This is a genomic window from Veillonella parvula, from assembly GCF_024461875.1.
In the GTDB taxonomy this organism is placed as follows: Bacteria; Bacillota; Negativicutes; order Veillonellales; family Veillonellaceae; genus Veillonella; species Veillonella parvula_I.
The window spans coordinates 122,112-137,606 of sequence record NZ_JANGAL010000004.1 but is presented as its reverse complement, the minus strand read 5'-3'; the positions used below and the strand labels follow the sequence as shown (position 1 = coordinate 137,606).

Sequence of the window (15,495 nt, the reverse complement as noted above, 5' to 3'; positions counted from 1 at the left end):
AAGCTCATAAACGCCGAAAGTACTTGGCTGGAGACGGCCTGGGAGGATAGGAAGCCGCTGATTAAGCTAAAGGCACACCTAAGGGTGTGTCTTTTTTTGTTGTATCACCTTTTTCCGAACGTAAGCTGTACAGAACTGCGGAGCAGTGAAGGTAAATCCATAATGAGCATTGATAGGAATTTAAGTTTAGTTGTAGAAAAAATGATCTTTTTTATACGTCTATTTTCTTGATACTTTTATTAAAAATATGGTATTCTCATTGTGTATGTAAGTGGATGGGAGTGATTATTTTATATGTATAAATATGGCAAGAGTTGTATTAAAAAGTTGTTATATTGTATGGCAATATGTATTGCAATCTTAGCGGTTTCTATTGGGGTTATGTGGGGCCTGTCTTCAGATTACAAGTTATATGGTGTACCAGTACTTAATTACCATCAAATAAATGATGAGAAACACTCCGCTTTAACATTGCATGTGGATCAGTTTAAGGAGCAGATGGAATACCTCCATAATCATGGCTATAATACGATTACATTGAATCAGTTGTATGATTATTTACAAAATGGTTCGGATTTACCAGAGAAGCCTATAGTAATAACATTTGACGATGGTTATGTAGATAATTATGAACATGCATTGCCTATATTAAAAGAATATAATATGAAAGCTACTTTGTTCATGATTAGTGACGCAGCCAATACGCCTGGTTTTGTAAACACTGCACAAATGCACCAAATGGAGTCTGCTGGTTTTGATATTCAAGGGCATACAAATCATCATAAGATACTAACTCATATGGATCCTACGGAATTGCCTGATGCCATTCTCGGTGGTAAAACATCTATGGAAGGTATCTTAGGAGAACCTATTAGTTACTTGGCGTATCCTGGTGGTTTTAATGATATGCTCGTTCAATATGTTACTAAACAGTCTGGGTATAAAATGGCTTTCACAGTCCAACCAGGGACAGTAAAGCCAGGGGATAATTTATATGCTCTAAATCGACTAGCTGTATTCCAAGGAGATACACCGTATTTATCTTTCTGGTTGCGCCTACATTGTGCACCGCTTATTAAGTATACATGGGCATTGCGTGATACATTACGCGATAATGGATGGCCGATATTGGCGTCTATTATGCCTTTATTTTAGGAGGAATTATGTCTTACGAAGTTGTATCAAGACCCTTACGTGTTGCAGTGTTAACTGTATCTGATACTCGTACATTAGAAACAGATAAAGGAGGCAACAAGGTTCAAGAATTCTTGGAAAAAGCAAATCATATTGTAGCAGATCGCAAAATTGTAATTGATGATTGTGATGCTATAATAAATGCTATGACTCCATGGTGTAATGATGAGTCTATTGATGTCATTATATCTACTGGGGGAACTGGTATTGCTATGAGAGATATTACCATCGAGGCTGTAAATAGCTTATATGAAAAGCATATTCCAGGTTTTGGTGAAATTTTTAGATATTTATCCTATACGGAGGATATTGGAACAAAAGCAATGGCATCTCGTGCAGAAGCTGGTGTTAATAACAATACTTTAATGTTCTCCATTCCTGGGTCTGTAGGAGCTGTTACTTTGGCGATGAGCAAACTCATCATTCCTGAAATGGGGCATTTGGTGCGAGAAATTACAAAATAATACATATATTGAGACTGCTCTTTTGTGAAGCAGTCTTTTTTGAAAGTGCGATTATAATAAGCATTTTGTGGAGATTAAATCCGTCATTGGGGACATAAAGCATGTGCATGAGAACTAAGTGAATTTTTTCGTTATAAATAAAACAATACCATTGCAGTATTGTTTTATTTCATTTATACTAGATTTAGTAATACGTTTGTCCGAGTGCATGAGAAAGGAGACTTTATGAAGTTAAATCAGGCCACGGATTATGCATTTCGCATGGTCTTACATATGGCGCTACTACCTTCGGGTTCGAAGATAACTGGTGCTGTATTGGCTGAGCAAGAGTTGATTCCAGAACGCTTTTTGCTTAAGATTATGCGTAGTCTCATTGCAGCAGGGATTATGAAATCCTTTCGCGGTGTAGATGGCGGATTTGCCCTGAATCGAAGCCCTCAAGAGATATCGTTGCTCGATGTAATTAGAGCAGTAGAAGGGGATGCGTATTTACAACGTTGTTTATATGATGTAGGTTCTTGCTCTAAGTCTTGTAAGGGGCATTGCGCTATAAATGAAGCAATGGGCGTGATTCAGCATCAATTGGTCAATCAGTTGGAAGCGGTTAATTTTAAGACCCTTGCCCAACGAGAACAGTTGATTATTGCTGAGGCTTGAGCTTTTTTACAGTCGCAATGATGCAAGGTTTTTTGTAAAAGCTCGTCAAGTGATGTTAGTATTTTATTCTAAGGAGGAAAACACATGTTTGAAGCTGTAGATTTAGCCCGATTGCAATTCGCGCTAACATCTATCTATCACTGGTTATTTGTGCCGTTCACACTAGGTATGACAGTGACTGTTGCTGCTTTAGAGTGGACCTATGTGTCGACTGGTAAAGAAGTATACAAAAAAATGGCTAAGTTCTGGGGGAAATTGTTCCTAATTAACTTTGCCATGGGTGTGGTGACTGGTATTGTTCAGGAATTCCATTTCGGTATGAACTGGGCAGAATATTCTCGTTTTATGGGTGACATTTTTGGTGCCCCATTGGCCCTTGAAGCATTAATGGCATTTTTCTTGGAATCTACATTCATGGGCGTTTGGATTTTCGGTTGGGACCGCTTACATAAATGTGTTCACGCCCTTGTAGCTACATTTGTAGCGTTAGGTACTAACTTATCTGCGTTCTGGATTCTCGTAGCAAACTCCTTTATGCAACATCCTGTAGGCTTTGTATTACGCAATGGCCGTGCAGAGATGGAAAATTTCCTGACCATCGTTCAAAATGGCTATGTACCTGGACAATTTTTCCATATCGTATTGAATGGTTTATTAACAGCTGGTGTAATTATTATGGCAATCAGTGCATGGCACTTATTGCGTAATAATGCGACAGAGTTCTACCGCCGCTCCGCTAAATGGGGCATGGTTATCGCACTTGTATTTGGTACTTTAGGTGCATTAGCTGGTCATCATCAAGGTCAATACATCACAAAAGTACAACCTATGAAAATGGCTGCTATGGAAGCGTTGTGGGAAACACAAGATCCAGCGCCATTCTCTTTGGTAGCTAATATTGATACTAAAGCACAAAAGAATACAGGTGCTCTTGAAATTCCTGGTGGTTTATCCTTCTTGACTCAAAACTCCTTTACGTCTGGTAAGGTAGAAGGTATTAAAGACCTTCAAGCAAAATCGGAGGCTCAATATGGCCCTGGCAACTATATTCCAGATGTTCCAGCAATCTTCTGGACATTCCGTGTCATGGTAGCATCCGGTTCTCTTATGTTACTTGTTGCCTTTGTAGGTCTTATCCTAAATGCAAAAGACAAGCTTGTTGAAAATCGTACATTCTTAAAAATTATGTTCTGGATGTTGCCATTGCCATTCATCGCTCACTCCACTGGTTGGTTTGTAGCAGAAGCAGGTCGTCAACCATGGCTTGTATATGGTTTGCAATTGACTGCAGATGGTGCGTCTAAATCCGTAACGGCTCCAGAAATTATGACTACAATCATCGGCTTTACACTTGTGTATATCGTGGCTGCTATCGCGGCTATCTACCTTGCTGTAGAACACATTAAAAAAGGTCCAGATGGAAATCCATCTCATGATGTAGTTGAAAAAGAGGAGGCAAGATTATGGAATTAATTTTTAATAACCTTGAAGTGGTATGGTTTATCTTAATTACTGTACTATTCGCTGGCTTCTTCTTATTAGAAGGTTTTGACTATGGTACTGGTATTTTGTTGCCATTCATTGGTAAAACTGACGTTGAACGTCGACAAATGATCAATGCCTTAGGTCCAGTGTGGGATGGTAATGAAGTCTGGATGATTACTGCCGGAGGGGCATTATTCGCATCCTTCCCTCACGTGTATGCTACATTGTTTAGTGGATTCTACTTGGCTCTATTTTTGATGCTTGCAGCTCTTATTATTCGTGGTGTATCCTTTGAATTCCGTTCTAAGAGCCCTAATTTGTTATGGCGTAAAACATTCGACTACTGCATCTTCTTTGGTTCCTTGATTCCTGCACTATTGTGGGGTGTTACAGTAGGTAACTTGATTCAAGGTACTCCAATTGATGCAAGTATGACATATGTTGGTACTTTTTCTGATTTATTAAGTCCATACACCATACTTTGTGGTATTGCGTTCATTTTGGTATTTACATACCATGGTGGTTTATTTACTTCTATTAAAACAGCTGGTGCTGTTTCTGAGCGCGCTCGTGCGGCATCCTTGGTAGTAGGTGTTCCTACAGCTATCGGTGCATTGGCATTGGTAGGTGCAACTTACGTGTATACAGATTTGTTTAATTCTGTATTAGCTATAGTTTGCTTTGCATTAGCTATCATGTCCTTCCTCATTTCTTGGGGTGCAGCACGCACTCGAAATACAAAATGGGGTTTCTTATTCAGTTGTTTATCTGTTATTTCTGTAACAGCTGCATACTTTGCAGGTTTGTTCCCTCGCATCATGGTTTCTTCTTTGAATCCTGAGTGGAGCTTGACTATTACTAATGCAGCTAACTCTACTTATACGTTGACTTTGATGACTTGTGTAGCCTTCGTATTTGTGCCAATTATTTTGGTTTACCAATCTTGGGTATATTGGACATTCCGTCATCGTGTAACAGAAAAAGATTTACACTATTAATAGTATAGCTTTACAACTTATGTAAGTTGTAAAAATTAGGTCTTAATGTGAGGCGTGCCGTAGCGGCACGCCTCTTTTTTATGGTAAGATGAATATAATATTGATAAATTTAGATTCACTTGGACTCTTGTAGGCTTAGTAATAGGGATTTAAATTTGTTTGAGTTTATATATTTAAATAGATTTACCGTAGAGGATAGTATGATACAGCGTACCGCATTTAAAGCGCTGCTAGAACATAAAGGACCGCTTGTGCTACTCGGCTTAACCTGTTTAGTAGAAAGTCTGTCCATTGTTGGGCAAGCCTGGTTCTTTGGAACCTTAATAAATAATCTTATATTTTTGGAGCATACACTAGCTGACGAAACGAACACCATTATTTATTTGTTTATTGCTATTATTGTGAGATTGGTGGCTCATTATGTTCAAGAGGCGGTAGCAAATCATTTGGGAAGTGCTGTAAAAGCATCCTTTAGAGAACGCTCTTTGGCGCATATGTTTAAGCTCGGTATACAGCATAAGGAACGTCATGGCGATGTCATCCATATGCTTACCGATGGTTTAGAACAAGTAGATGCTTACATAGCACGTTACATTCCGCAGATTTTATATGCTATTATGATTCCTCTTATTATGGGGATTGCCATTGTAAATACATTGCCAATAATTGGTATTATTTTGATTGTTACGGTGCCTTTAATTCCATTTTTTATGATCTTGATTGGGAAGCAAGCTGATCGATTAAATAAGGAACAATGGGAACGTATGAGCTTCCTATCGGGGCATTTTTTAGATGTACTACAAGGGATTACTACGCTAAAGCTCTTTGGCCGTGCAAAGGATCAAATTAAGGTTATTGGTCGATTATCTCAAGAGTTTAAAGATTCCACTTTACGCGTGTTGCGCGTAGCCTTTTTATCTGCATTAGTACTTGAATTAGTGAGTACAATTAGTACTGCTCTGATTGCGGTATATTTAGGTCTAACCTTATTAGATGGTGAAGTCACATTCTTTTCAGCCTTCTTTATTTTGTTGTTAGCGCCGGAGTTCTATACTCCATTTAGACAATTGGGGGCAGCTTTCCACACAGGGATGGCAGGGAAAACATCTATTCTGAAGTATGAAGAATTCATGCAGCGTCCACCTTATTTACCAGTAGGTGGTGAGTCTAAACTTGATAAGCCTATACAGGAAATTGCAATTAAAGATTTAACTTTCACCTATAAAAATAGTGAGAATGGGGTACACCACATTACGCTGCAGGCTGAACGTAATGCACCTATTATGCTCGTTGGTGAAAGCGGAGCTGGTAAATCTACTATGGCCCATATTGTTGGAGGGTTTTTACAGGCTCCGAAAGGAACAGTTACTATCGATGGCATTGATATATGTGATTTAGATATCAACTGGTGGCGTCAGCAAATTATCTATGTATCTCAACATCCACATATTATGAAAGGGTCCTTGCGAGAGGTCTTATCCTTTGGTATGGATGTAAGTGATGCAGAGATTCTTGATGCGTGCAAAGAAGTTCAGCTATTAGATGTTATTAATCGAGAACAAGATGGGCTTGATGCGGTTATCGGTGAAGGTGGGTTAGGTCTTAGTGGAGGCGAGCGGCAACGTATTGCTTTAGCTCGTGCATTCCTCCGGAAGGGTCAAGTATTGATTCTTGATGAAGTGACAGCACATCTAGATGTAAAAACAGAAGCTATTATAAGTACAGCTATTCAGCGTTTGATGGAAAATAAGGTTGCCATCATTATTGGGCATCGATTACAAACTATGCATTGGGCATCTAAGCTATATGTCTTGAAAAATGGATCAATTCTTCAAGAAGGTTCTTATCATGACCTACTTCAAGAAGCGGGTTATTTTAAAGACCTTGTTACATCTGGCTTAGGGCAATTATCAGCAACTCTTGAAGAACCATTGTATATTGGAAAACAATTTGATTCAGAGAATACATTGGTCGTAGATAAACCTATCAATGGCACAGAGCATTTTGTTAAATCTGTTAAATATACTGAGACTTTTAAAGATAATGCAAAAGGTTCTAATATGAGCTTACAAGGTTGGAAGTTGTTGTTTTCTGTATTGAGTCCCGCTAAGTGGTCATTAGTATTGGCCTTGCTATTTACATTCTTAACAGTGTTTATGAATGTTGGGCTTTTGACAGTATCCTCTTGGCTATTGGCATCTGCCGCACTGCAACCAGGACTTACTTATTTAAGTCTTGCAATCGTAGGAGTTCGATTCTTCGGTGTTAGTCGTGCTGTATGTCGTTATTTTGAGCGCTATACATCTCATCGCATGGCATTCCAAGGACTCTATGGCTTGCGCTTGTGGTTTTATGCTCATTTGGAACCATTGGCACCTGCTATACTCAAACGGTTTGGGGCAGGTGATATGTTGGGACGCATCATGGGGGATATAGAGGTATTACAATTCTTCTACTTGCGCACTTTGATTCCACCCGTAGCAGCCGTTGCCTTGACTATATTGATTGCATATGGAGTTTCTACAATTGACAATAGTTTGATTATACCTATTCTTTTGTCGGCCTTCGTATTAGGTGTAATAGTACCTTTGGTTGTTTATTCGTATAATAAAGAATCTTTACGTACGATTGGGCCCCAACAAGGCGATTATAAAGCGCTTTTAAGTGATACTATGGATAGTTTGGAAGATGTGATTAGTTATGGCAATGAAGACATGGTATATAAGCGTATTCAGCATATGATGCGCAATGTAGATGCTCAAAAAGGTACTATTGAGCGAGGCATGAATATGGGTAATACACTATTCATGGGCGGCGTTCAGTTAACTGTAGTTATTGTAGCTATTATGGCTTCTAATGCGTTAACAGGTGCTTGGGCTAGTGTTATGGTAGCGGTGGCTGCCATTGGCACACAGGCTTGGTTTGAAGCGTTACAGCCTATGATTGCTGCTGTTCATCATGGTGCAGAAAGTAAAGTTGCTACAAGTCGTCTCATGGCTCTCAGTAATGAACCGATATCTATTGTAGAACCTATATCACCAAAATCATTTAACCCTAATGATGATATTATTTTTACAGATGTATCCTTTGGTTATGATGAATATCGCCATATTTATGAGAATCTCAGACTACATATTCAGCAAGGGAAATCCATTGCTATCGTTGGTGCTAGTGGGTCTGGCAAGACGACATTATTTAATATGCTTGAGAGGTTATATGATTATGGTGGATCCATTCGTATAGGCTCGGTGGAGTTGAAAGATATTTCAATTGATACTTGGCGTAATGCATTGGGGACTATAACTCAAGATACGTATATTTTTAATGCTTCCTTTAAGGATAATATACGCCTTGCAAGACCTGAAGCTTCTATGGCGGATTTAGATCAAGCCATTAACCGTGCATCATTGCGATCGGTAGTTGAAAAATTACCAGAAGGTATGAATACGATTGTAGGGAGTGGAGGGCAAGGTTTGAGTGGTGGTGAACGTCAAAGAGTTGCATTAGCTAGATTGTTCTTGCGGAATCCTAAAATCGTTTTATTAGATGAACCTTTAGAAGGCTTGGATCAAGTAACAAGAAAAGCTTTACATCGTGACTTGATGCATTATGTAGAGGGTAGGACATGTCTATATATTACGCATCAATTGGAAGGTTTAGAACAAATGGACCGGATTTTATTTATGGATAAAGGGCAAATTGTTGAAGATGGAACGTATGAAGAGCTAATGGCGCTTAAAGGTCGTTTCTATGAATACTGTTATTTATCCATGGCAAGTATTCAATAAAACTAAATATCATTTAAAGTATCTATTATTAATGCTTAATTATAGATTTGAACAATGTTTAATATTACGTTGCAATTTAAGATCTATTATGAATATTAAATTATAATATGACTAATGTTTAACTACATTAATAAGGCCCCTTTTACTATGCAAAAAGGGGCTTTAATTATATTTATATTTAATAGTATATGTAGTATACTTTTATCGATAAATCATGCAATATATGGTATAATTTTTGTGTTAAGAGCTATTATTTCACCCTTGGAGGGGTTATGACTAAAATCTTCACCAAATTACGAGCTTTGGTGGATGAAGCATTATCTGATCGAGATGCGGTGGTGGATAAGGCGCCCGTATTAGAAAAAGCACCTTTAGAACAAGATTTGTTTGACCATCGCTTATTATATATAGAAGAAGATATGGTTAATCGCATGTTGCGTGCCGCTCTTCGTAATCATTGGTTCTTTTATGCTGTAACATTTGAATTTGAACCAAACAATCAAATATTCCTATCCATTATTACAAAATGGGGGAATGTGATTAATGTGGAATTCACCTTAGAGGATTTATGGTTCGATGATTATTCATCATCCTTTGCCATTCGTTTAGATACAAATAATATAGATACAGGTGGGTTTATTTTGAACTCTATTTTACACTTGTTGGGTAACTGGTGTCTAAGTCTCTTCGGTATTTTCTTTAACCCTATTGCATTAGGTGAAAAAGGATCTACTGTACGCTTTGAGAAGAAGGGTATAATTCAGTTTGACTTATTACCTAATACACAAGTGAAGAAATTTATACCCATGCCTGAGCGCCATATTGGTAGTAATGGACCCGTTCTCTTGGGTAACCCGCGTACCAGTCAATCTGTGTTACAGTTGGATTACTATGCATTCCATGATCCTGTAGATACTTTTACAGTACCTGATGTGCCAACTCGTACTAGCTGGCTTCGTTCTATCGATATTGCAGCGGTTCTTTTATTGCCAATAGGTGTATGGATTACATTTATTATCTTGCATCACTACTTACCAACAGAAACATTGGAATTTTCATTCTCTACATACTTTTTAATTTCCTTAGGGATTTTTATCATTTCCTTCTTGGTTATGAATATTCCTCGGTATTTGTACATGTATTTTGATTCTCGCAAACAGTGGCAAAGTGCATTTGTACATAACAATATTAAAATTCAAATGCGTAAACTACACCGACGCATCTTCATGCAACAAGCTACATTGACAGCTGATTGTGATGAGTATACTGCTAATGAAAGCCAAGAGCGAATTAAACACCTTTTGTTGCAAATTCGAGATAAACGATTCCTTGCAAATCGACTTAAAATTGCAGATGATGATAGAGCGCGTAAACAAAAGGTTAAGTTTATTATTGCATATATAGGTTGTACTTTGATTGAGTTGATGTTGTTAATGAACTAATATTGTAAAAACAGAAGACATAATAAAAACGTATCTCTTTGATATGTACTCTCTTTACTGGTTGTCCAGTAAAGAAGGTATATATTACTTATAGAGATACGTTTTTTATTGTAGGGTGTTAATTTTTAATTATCGCTTTTTGCGTCGCTTACGAACTGTTTTTCGACCTTCTTGTTTTTTGTTAGATATAGGAGTCTGTATTGGTTCATAAACTGTCCGATTTACAGTCATAAATGGAGGGTTGCCATATTGATTAGGCTCAGGTTGTCCTGGCAATACCCAGAATAGGAAGCCGATGAGCCATATAAAAAGCTCTAGCATGTAATTGAATGGAGATACGGCAGAGTAGGTATTGATGAAAATCATGATTACCGACCAGAGGATTCCTGCCCATGCATTGAAGCCGATGTCGTGAATACGACGGCCAAATAAGACACAAGATAAAGGAAAGAGGGTTGCCAATAAGAGCCAAATAATGACCCTAGTCAACCAATATGCTGGTAGTGATACAACAAAGTCCAAGAATATGTTATCGATGTAGTGGACAATATGAAATAAAATCATTAAAGCGATGAAGCATATGATAAATTGTAGTCGATTTAACCGTCCCGTTAAGTTAAAAATCGATAAACCCATGCGACGTCCTTGGAATGCAATGAGTAAACCGATGGTACATATGAGCAGTGTTCTTAATACAACATAAAGTAAATCCATAAGTTCCCCTTTATTTATAGCTTATAGTTGAGTTAATTCTGGCAAAACTAACTCAAATGCGACTCCATGTTTTAGCGATTGTACTGTATCTAATGTTGCTTGAATCGCGTTGGTAGTAAAATTCATTGCCAGTTCTGCCGCATCATAAGGAGAATATCCCCTCATTACAGCACCAGATAATACAGCAGTAAAAATATCTCCTGTCCCTGTAGCTTTTACAGGAACCAGAGGTATAGAGTATGTTTTTAAAAAGTCTGTAGGTCCATCGTAGACCGCAATAACAGCATGTGTTTTCGATGGGACGCTGGTCATGATAACCATTTCAGGGCCCATGTGATGTAATTGTTTACATCGCTCACGTAATTCATCTTCGCTAATAGGATTTGTTGAGAATGGAATATCTAATAAGAAGCATGCCTCAGTATAGTTTGGCTTTACGATGTGGGCCTTAGATACAAGTTGGCGCATAGCTACAACCATATCAGGAGTATAAATGGAATAGAGGCGACCATCATCGGCCATTGCGGGATCGACGATAACCATCTGACCATTAGAGGCAAATCGATCGATTGCTTCTTCAACGAGGTGAATTTGTTCTGGTGATGCCAAGAATCCACTTACGATAGCGTGAAAGTCAATTTCGTTTTTATCCCAGCAGTCCATAAAATCTCTCATATGAGCAGATAAATCAACGAATTCATAGTGTGGATACTCTAAGTGATTGCTTAGTACCGCTGTCGCCAAAGGAACCGCCTGACAGCGCATGGCACTGATGATAGGAATCATAACGGTAAGGGCACAGCGTCCGATAGAGCTCATGTCTTGAATTGTTAAAACTCTAGGTACTGCTATCATAGACACCTCCAAATAATCATATATTTTATTGTACGTTATGTGAGCCTTTCTGTAAATGTAATGATGTTAATCATGAAATTAACTTCATAATGTAGTATAATAAAACGAATAGACTTTTTATGGAGGAAAGTGACAATGACGAGGTATGTATTTCGACGCCTAGGTGGCGCAATCATAATCTTATGGGTCATCATTACCGTAACATTTGCATTAATGCATGCGATACCTGGTGGGCCTTTTACAACAGAAAAGAAATTACCGCCTCAGGTGAAAGCAAGTATCGAGGCTAAATATCATCTCGATGATCCTGTATGGAAACAGTATGGAGATTATTTAGGTGGCGTCATTACAGGTGACTTGGGCCCATCATTTAAATATGAAGGCCGTAGTGTAAACGATATAATTGGTGATGCATTCCCAATTTCCGCACAGCTTGGTTTATTATCTTTAATGGTAGCTATAGTTGGTGGTATTACAGCTGGTGCGATTAGTGCCATGAGACCTAATAGCATTGTAGATTATGCGGTAACTGTATTATCTACAATAGGGATTTCGGTACCAACATTTATTATCGGTGCTGTTCTTGTGTACATAGTAGGCTTTGAATTGGGATGGTTCCCGGTAGCCTTATGGCGTGGCCCCTCTTACATGGTGTTACCTGTGTTGACATTAGCAGCGCAACCGATGGCATTTATTGCTCGTTTAACGCGCAGTGGTTTACTTGACGTGTATCAACAAGAATACATTCGTACAGCTCGAGCAAAAGGTCTAGGTTCTTGGACCATTTTGACACGTCATGCCCTTGGCAATGCAATTTTGCCAGTTATTACGTACTTAGGTCCATTGGCAGCTAGTTTGTTAACAGGCAGCTTTATCGTAGAAACAATTTTTGCGATTCCTGGTCTAGGTCAGTATTTTGTAACATCTATTTATAACCGAGACTATACGGTTATTCTTGGTATTACGATTTTCTATAGTGCGCTTGTAGTATTTCTTAATATTTTGGTGGACATGATTTATCCATTAATCGATCCACGAGTTACAACGGAGGAGGGGACAGATGAATAAGGAAGACTTTTTACCTATTGAACGAGCCCCTCAAGAAGAGATTACTAGCTTTATAAAACGTCCTAGTAAATGGGAACGATTTAAGGTAAATCGTTTAGCTGTAGTTGGTGCAACCATCATTATTGTGATGATGGTGCTTGCTATTCTAGGTCCACTTATTTCACCTTATACCTATGCGGACCAATCCTTAATTGATGCGAACCAAAGTCCAAGCTTTAGCCATTGGTTTGGTACGGATACATTGGGCCGTGATATCTATACACGTGTTATGTACGGCGCTCGTATTTCCTTAACCATTGGTTTTGTAGCAGCTTTTATTAATCTTGTGATTGGCGTTGCCTATGGCGGCATTGCGGGTTATATAGGTGGCAAGGTAGACCGTATCATGATGGGGATCGTAGATGTTTTGTATGGTATTCCACTTTTACTATACGTAATCTTATTGATGGTTGTACTTGGACCTGGGCTAATCTCTATTTTTGTAGCGTTGGGGATTGCGTATTGGCTTAATATGGCCCGTATCGTACGCAGCCAAATTTTGAAAGTTAAAAACGAAGAATACATCATTGCAGCAGAAGCTATGGGTATTCCTAAGCGTCGAATTTTATTACGTCATATTTTACCAAACTGTGTAGGACCGATCATTATTACTTTAACATTGGCCATTCCTGAGGCTATTTTTACAGAAGCATTTCTTAGTTTTATCGGCTTAGGTGTAAATGCACCTATGGCGAGCTGGGGCGTACTAGCTTCTGAAGGTATTAGTAGCATGCGCTCTTATCCGTTCCAATTGATTTTCCCAGCTGTTGCTATTAGTATTACCATGCTTGGTTTCGCATTTTTTGGCGACGGTTTACGTAATGTATTAGACCCTAAGGAAGGAGATAGATAATGAATAATGCTATTGTTGATGTACGTAATGTATCTATTACCATCAATACCTTCCAAGGTCCGTTGCGAGTTATTCGCAATCAAGATATTTCTTTATACCCTGGTGAGATTTTAGGTATAGTCGGGGAATCTGGGTGTGGTAAATCCGTTTTAGTTAACTCTTTAATGGGCTTATTGCCATATGGTAAAACTAAAATTAAAGCGGATACATTCATGATTGATGGTCATGATTGTTTAGGATTTACTGAAGATGATTGGAATGAACTTCGTGGTACGACGGTTGCCATGGTGTTCCAAGATCCTATGACCTCCTTGAATCCTATCATGACCATTGGAGAGCAAATGTATGAGGTTATCCGTCGTACAAATGCGTATGGTGAAGATTACGATGAAAGGGCCATTGCCATCGATTTATTGAAGAAGATGGGGCTGTCTACACCGGAACGCCGGTTATCTCAATATCCTCATGAGTTGAGCGGTGGAATGCGCCAACGCGTATGTATTGCTATGGCAGTGGCCGGTCGTCCCAAGATTTTAATTTGTGATGAGCCCACAACAGCTCTTGATATTACTACAGAGGCACAAATTTTGCGCCTTATGCAAACATTAGCCGTAGAGGCTGGCATAGGGATTATCTTTATCTCTCATAACCTACGTGTTATTGCTCAAATTTGTGATCGGGTTATGGTTATGTACGCAGGTAAATGTGTTGAGTCTGCTACAGTAGATGGTATTTTTAGCGAGCCTCGTCATCCATATACTTTGGGGCTGTTGCTTGCATTGCCTCAAGGTAAATGGCACGGCGAATTGAAGGCTGTTGAAGGTCAACCACCTGATCTATTTGATTTACCTCGTGGATGCGCATTTAATCCTCGTTGTAAATGGGCTATGCGAATCTGCGGTAGTCGGGTTCCGATGGTTACAAATGTTGGTGAAAGTCACCAGTTTACATGTTGGTTAGCTAAGTTGGAGGGACTTTAATGAGTTACGTATGGGAGACTGACAATCTCGTTAAAGAGTTCACCCTGTCAGGCGGCTTATTTAAGCCAAAACAAACGGTACATGCCGTACAAGGCGTGAGTCTATATCAATCACCAGGGGAAACCCTAGGTATCGTAGGTGAATCTGGATGTGGTAAATCTACATTTGGTTATACTTTGATGGGTTTATATCAAGCTACATCTGGTTCTATTTATATGAATGGTCGACATATCAACCCTTATGTGGATAGAGAGTCTGTTCACCCGGTGATGCAAATGGTATTTCAAAATCCTTATGCATCCCTTAATCCGCGGCTTACGGTTAATGCAATTTTAGAGGAGCCTTTAGAACTGGATCCAAAGTATACACCCCGAGATCGCGTGATTCGTGTAAAAGAGGTGCTTGACCAAGTTGGCTTAAATATGTCATTTGGTGAGCGTTATGCTCATGAATTATCTGGTGGTCAACGTCAACGTATCGGCATTGCACGGGCTCTTATTATGCAGCCTCAATGTATCATCTGTGATGAGCCGATTTCTGCGTTAGATGTGTCAATTCAAGTGCAAATTATGACATTACTTGAACGTTTACAAGAACAGCATGGTATTTCGTACCTCTTTATTTCTCATGATTTAAATATGGTGCGCTACATTAGTCATCGCATGGTTGTTATGTATTTAGGTGCCGTCATGGAAGAAGGTCCTGCATTGGACTTATATGAATTCCCTCGGCATCCGTATACCCGTGCATTGACGGCCTTAAATGGTCCAGTTATGCCACATGCACCAATTGGGGCACCGCTTAAAGGGGATCCACCAAATCCATTAGACCCACCAAAAGGGTGTCTGTTTAGTGGTCGATGTCCAGAAGCGGAAGGTCGTTGTTTTACAGAACGTCCGCCACTTCGAGATTGGGCAGATCGCCGCATCGCATGCTGGCACATATAATGGGAGAATAG

Annotated in this window: 13 protein-coding genes; 11 read left to right on the top strand and 2 right to left on the bottom strand. The window is 39.0% G+C overall.

What is annotated here, in order from left to right; translation table 11 throughout:
• The first annotated feature begins 294 nt into the window (after positions 1 to 294).
• From NE668_RS08040 to NE668_RS08010, 7 genes are all read left to right on the top strand, one after another.
• A complete protein-coding gene (locus tag NE668_RS08040; RefSeq protein WP_004695357.1) occupies positions 295 to 1,155 on the top strand; it encodes a polysaccharide deacetylase family protein in 861 nt (286 codons plus the stop codon).
• Between the two features lie 8 nt (positions 1,156 to 1,163).
• Positions 1,164 to 1,658: a MogA/MoaB family molybdenum cofactor biosynthesis protein gene (locus tag NE668_RS08035; RefSeq protein WP_227037912.1), complete on the top strand. Its 495-nt coding sequence runs from the start codon at positions 1,164 to 1,166 to the stop codon at positions 1,656 to 1,658.
• 225 nt (positions 1,659 to 1,883) lie between these two features.
• On the top strand, positions 1,884 to 2,315 hold the full coding sequence (locus tag NE668_RS08030) for an RrF2 family transcriptional regulator (protein WP_021147851.1): 432 nt from the start codon (positions 1,884 to 1,886) through the stop codon (positions 2,313 to 2,315).
• Positions 2,316 to 2,399: 84 nt separating this feature from the next.
• On the top strand, positions 2,400 to 3,788 hold the full coding sequence (locus NE668_RS08025; protein WP_077708226.1) for a cytochrome ubiquinol oxidase subunit I: 1,389 nt from the start codon (positions 2,400 to 2,402) through the stop codon (positions 3,786 to 3,788).
• Positions 3,779 to 4,798 carry a cytochrome d ubiquinol oxidase subunit II gene (gene cydB / locus NE668_RS08020; RefSeq protein ID WP_008603507.1) on the top strand — a complete coding sequence of 340 codons (1,020 nt, stop codon included), beginning with the start codon at positions 3,779 to 3,781 and terminating at the stop codon, positions 4,796 to 4,798. The genes NE668_RS08025 and cydB overlap by 10 nt, the downstream gene beginning before the upstream one ends.
• Before the next feature lie 200 nt (positions 4,799 to 4,998).
• The gene (cydD, locus tag NE668_RS08015; RefSeq protein ID WP_227037914.1) at positions 4,999 to 8,586 is read left to right on the top strand and encodes a thiol reductant ABC exporter subunit CydD; all 3,588 of its coding nucleotides are present in this window, start codon (positions 4,999 to 5,001) and stop codon (positions 8,584 to 8,586) included.
• A gap of 272 nt (positions 8,587 to 8,858) precedes the next feature.
• Positions 8,859 to 10,028, top strand: coding sequence for a hypothetical protein (locus NE668_RS08010; protein WP_004695368.1), 1,170 nt, complete (start codon positions 8,859 to 8,861; stop codon positions 10,026 to 10,028).
• Positions 10,029 to 10,157: 129 nt separating this feature from the next.
• Here the strand turns inward: NE668_RS08010 and NE668_RS08005 are convergent, their stop codons facing one another.
• Both NE668_RS08005 and NE668_RS08000 read right to left on the bottom strand, forming a co-directional pair.
• Positions 10,158 to 10,742 (bottom strand): DUF805 domain-containing protein, encoded by a 585-nt coding sequence (locus NE668_RS08005; RefSeq protein ID WP_004695370.1) that lies wholly within the window; start codon positions 10,740 to 10,742, stop codon positions 10,158 to 10,160.
• 21 nt (positions 10,743 to 10,763) lie between these two features.
• Entirely contained in the window at positions 10,764 to 11,597 is an 834-nt protein-coding gene (locus tag NE668_RS08000) for a pyridoxamine kinase (RefSeq protein ID WP_021147854.1), read from the bottom strand.
• Between the two features lie 135 nt (positions 11,598 to 11,732).
• Here NE668_RS08000 and NE668_RS07995 point away from each other — a divergent pair, with 135 nt between their 5' ends.
• From NE668_RS07995 to NE668_RS07980, 4 genes are read left to right on the top strand one after another with little or no spacing between them, the layout of a single operon-like run.
• Positions 11,733 to 12,665: an ABC transporter permease gene (locus tag NE668_RS07995; RefSeq protein ID WP_004695374.1), complete on the top strand. Its 933-nt coding sequence runs from the start codon at positions 11,733 to 11,735 to the stop codon at positions 12,663 to 12,665.
• Positions 12,658 to 13,557: an ABC transporter permease gene (locus NE668_RS07990; RefSeq protein ID WP_008603497.1), complete on the top strand. Its 900-nt coding sequence runs from the start codon at positions 12,658 to 12,660 to the stop codon at positions 13,555 to 13,557. Before NE668_RS07995 ends, NE668_RS07990 begins: the two co-directional genes overlap by 8 nt.
• Positions 13,557 to 14,537: an ABC transporter ATP-binding protein gene (locus NE668_RS07985; protein WP_008603495.1), complete on the top strand. Its 981-nt coding sequence runs from the start codon at positions 13,557 to 13,559 to the stop codon at positions 14,535 to 14,537. Before NE668_RS07990 ends, NE668_RS07985 begins: the two co-directional genes overlap by 1 nt.
• Positions 14,537 to 15,484, top strand: a complete 948-nt coding sequence (locus tag NE668_RS07980) for an ABC transporter ATP-binding protein (RefSeq protein WP_227037916.1) — start codon at positions 14,537 to 14,539, stop codon at positions 15,482 to 15,484. The genes NE668_RS07985 and NE668_RS07980 overlap by 1 nt, the downstream gene beginning before the upstream one ends.
• Positions 15,485 to 15,495: the final 11 nt, after the last annotated feature.

What these genes read in the sequence shown, in the direction of transcription:
- NE668_RS08025 (WP_077708226.1), top strand. Translation starts at nt 2,400, where the DNA reads ATGTTTGAAGCTGTAGATTTAGCCCGATTGCAATTCGCGCTAACATCT.
- NE668_RS07995 (WP_004695374.1), top strand. Translation starts at nt 11,733, where the DNA reads ATGACGAGGTATGTATTTCGACGCCTAGGTGGCGCAATCATAATCTTA.
- NE668_RS07990 (WP_008603497.1), top strand. Translation starts at nt 12,658, where the DNA reads ATGAATAAGGAAGACTTTTTACCTATTGAACGAGCCCCTCAAGAAGAG.
- NE668_RS07980 (WP_227037916.1), top strand. Translation starts at nt 14,537, where the DNA reads ATGAGTTACGTATGGGAGACTGACAATCTCGTTAAAGAGTTCACCCTG.
- NE668_RS08035 (WP_227037912.1), top strand. Translation starts at nt 1,164, where the DNA reads ATGTCTTACGAAGTTGTATCAAGACCCTTACGTGTTGCAGTGTTAACT.
- NE668_RS08030 (WP_021147851.1), top strand. Translation starts at nt 1,884, where the DNA reads ATGAAGTTAAATCAGGCCACGGATTATGCATTTCGCATGGTCTTACAT.
- NE668_RS08010 (WP_004695368.1), top strand. Translation starts at nt 8,859, where the DNA reads ATGACTAAAATCTTCACCAAATTACGAGCTTTGGTGGATGAAGCATTA.
- cydD (WP_227037914.1), top strand. Translation starts at nt 4,999, where the DNA reads ATGATACAGCGTACCGCATTTAAAGCGCTGCTAGAACATAAAGGACCG.
- NE668_RS08005 (WP_004695370.1), bottom strand. Translation starts at nt 10,742, where the DNA reads ATGGATTTACTTTATGTTGTATTAAGAACACTGCTCATATGTACCATC.
- NE668_RS07985 (WP_008603495.1), top strand. Translation starts at nt 13,557, where the DNA reads ATGAATAATGCTATTGTTGATGTACGTAATGTATCTATTACCATCAAT.
- NE668_RS08040 (WP_004695357.1), top strand. Translation starts at nt 295, where the DNA reads ATGTATAAATATGGCAAGAGTTGTATTAAAAAGTTGTTATATTGTATG.
- NE668_RS08000 (WP_021147854.1), bottom strand. Translation starts at nt 11,597, where the DNA reads ATGATAGCAGTACCTAGAGTTTTAACAATTCAAGACATGAGCTCTATC.
- cydB (WP_008603507.1), top strand. Translation starts at nt 3,779, where the DNA reads ATGGAATTAATTTTTAATAACCTTGAAGTGGTATGGTTTATCTTAATT.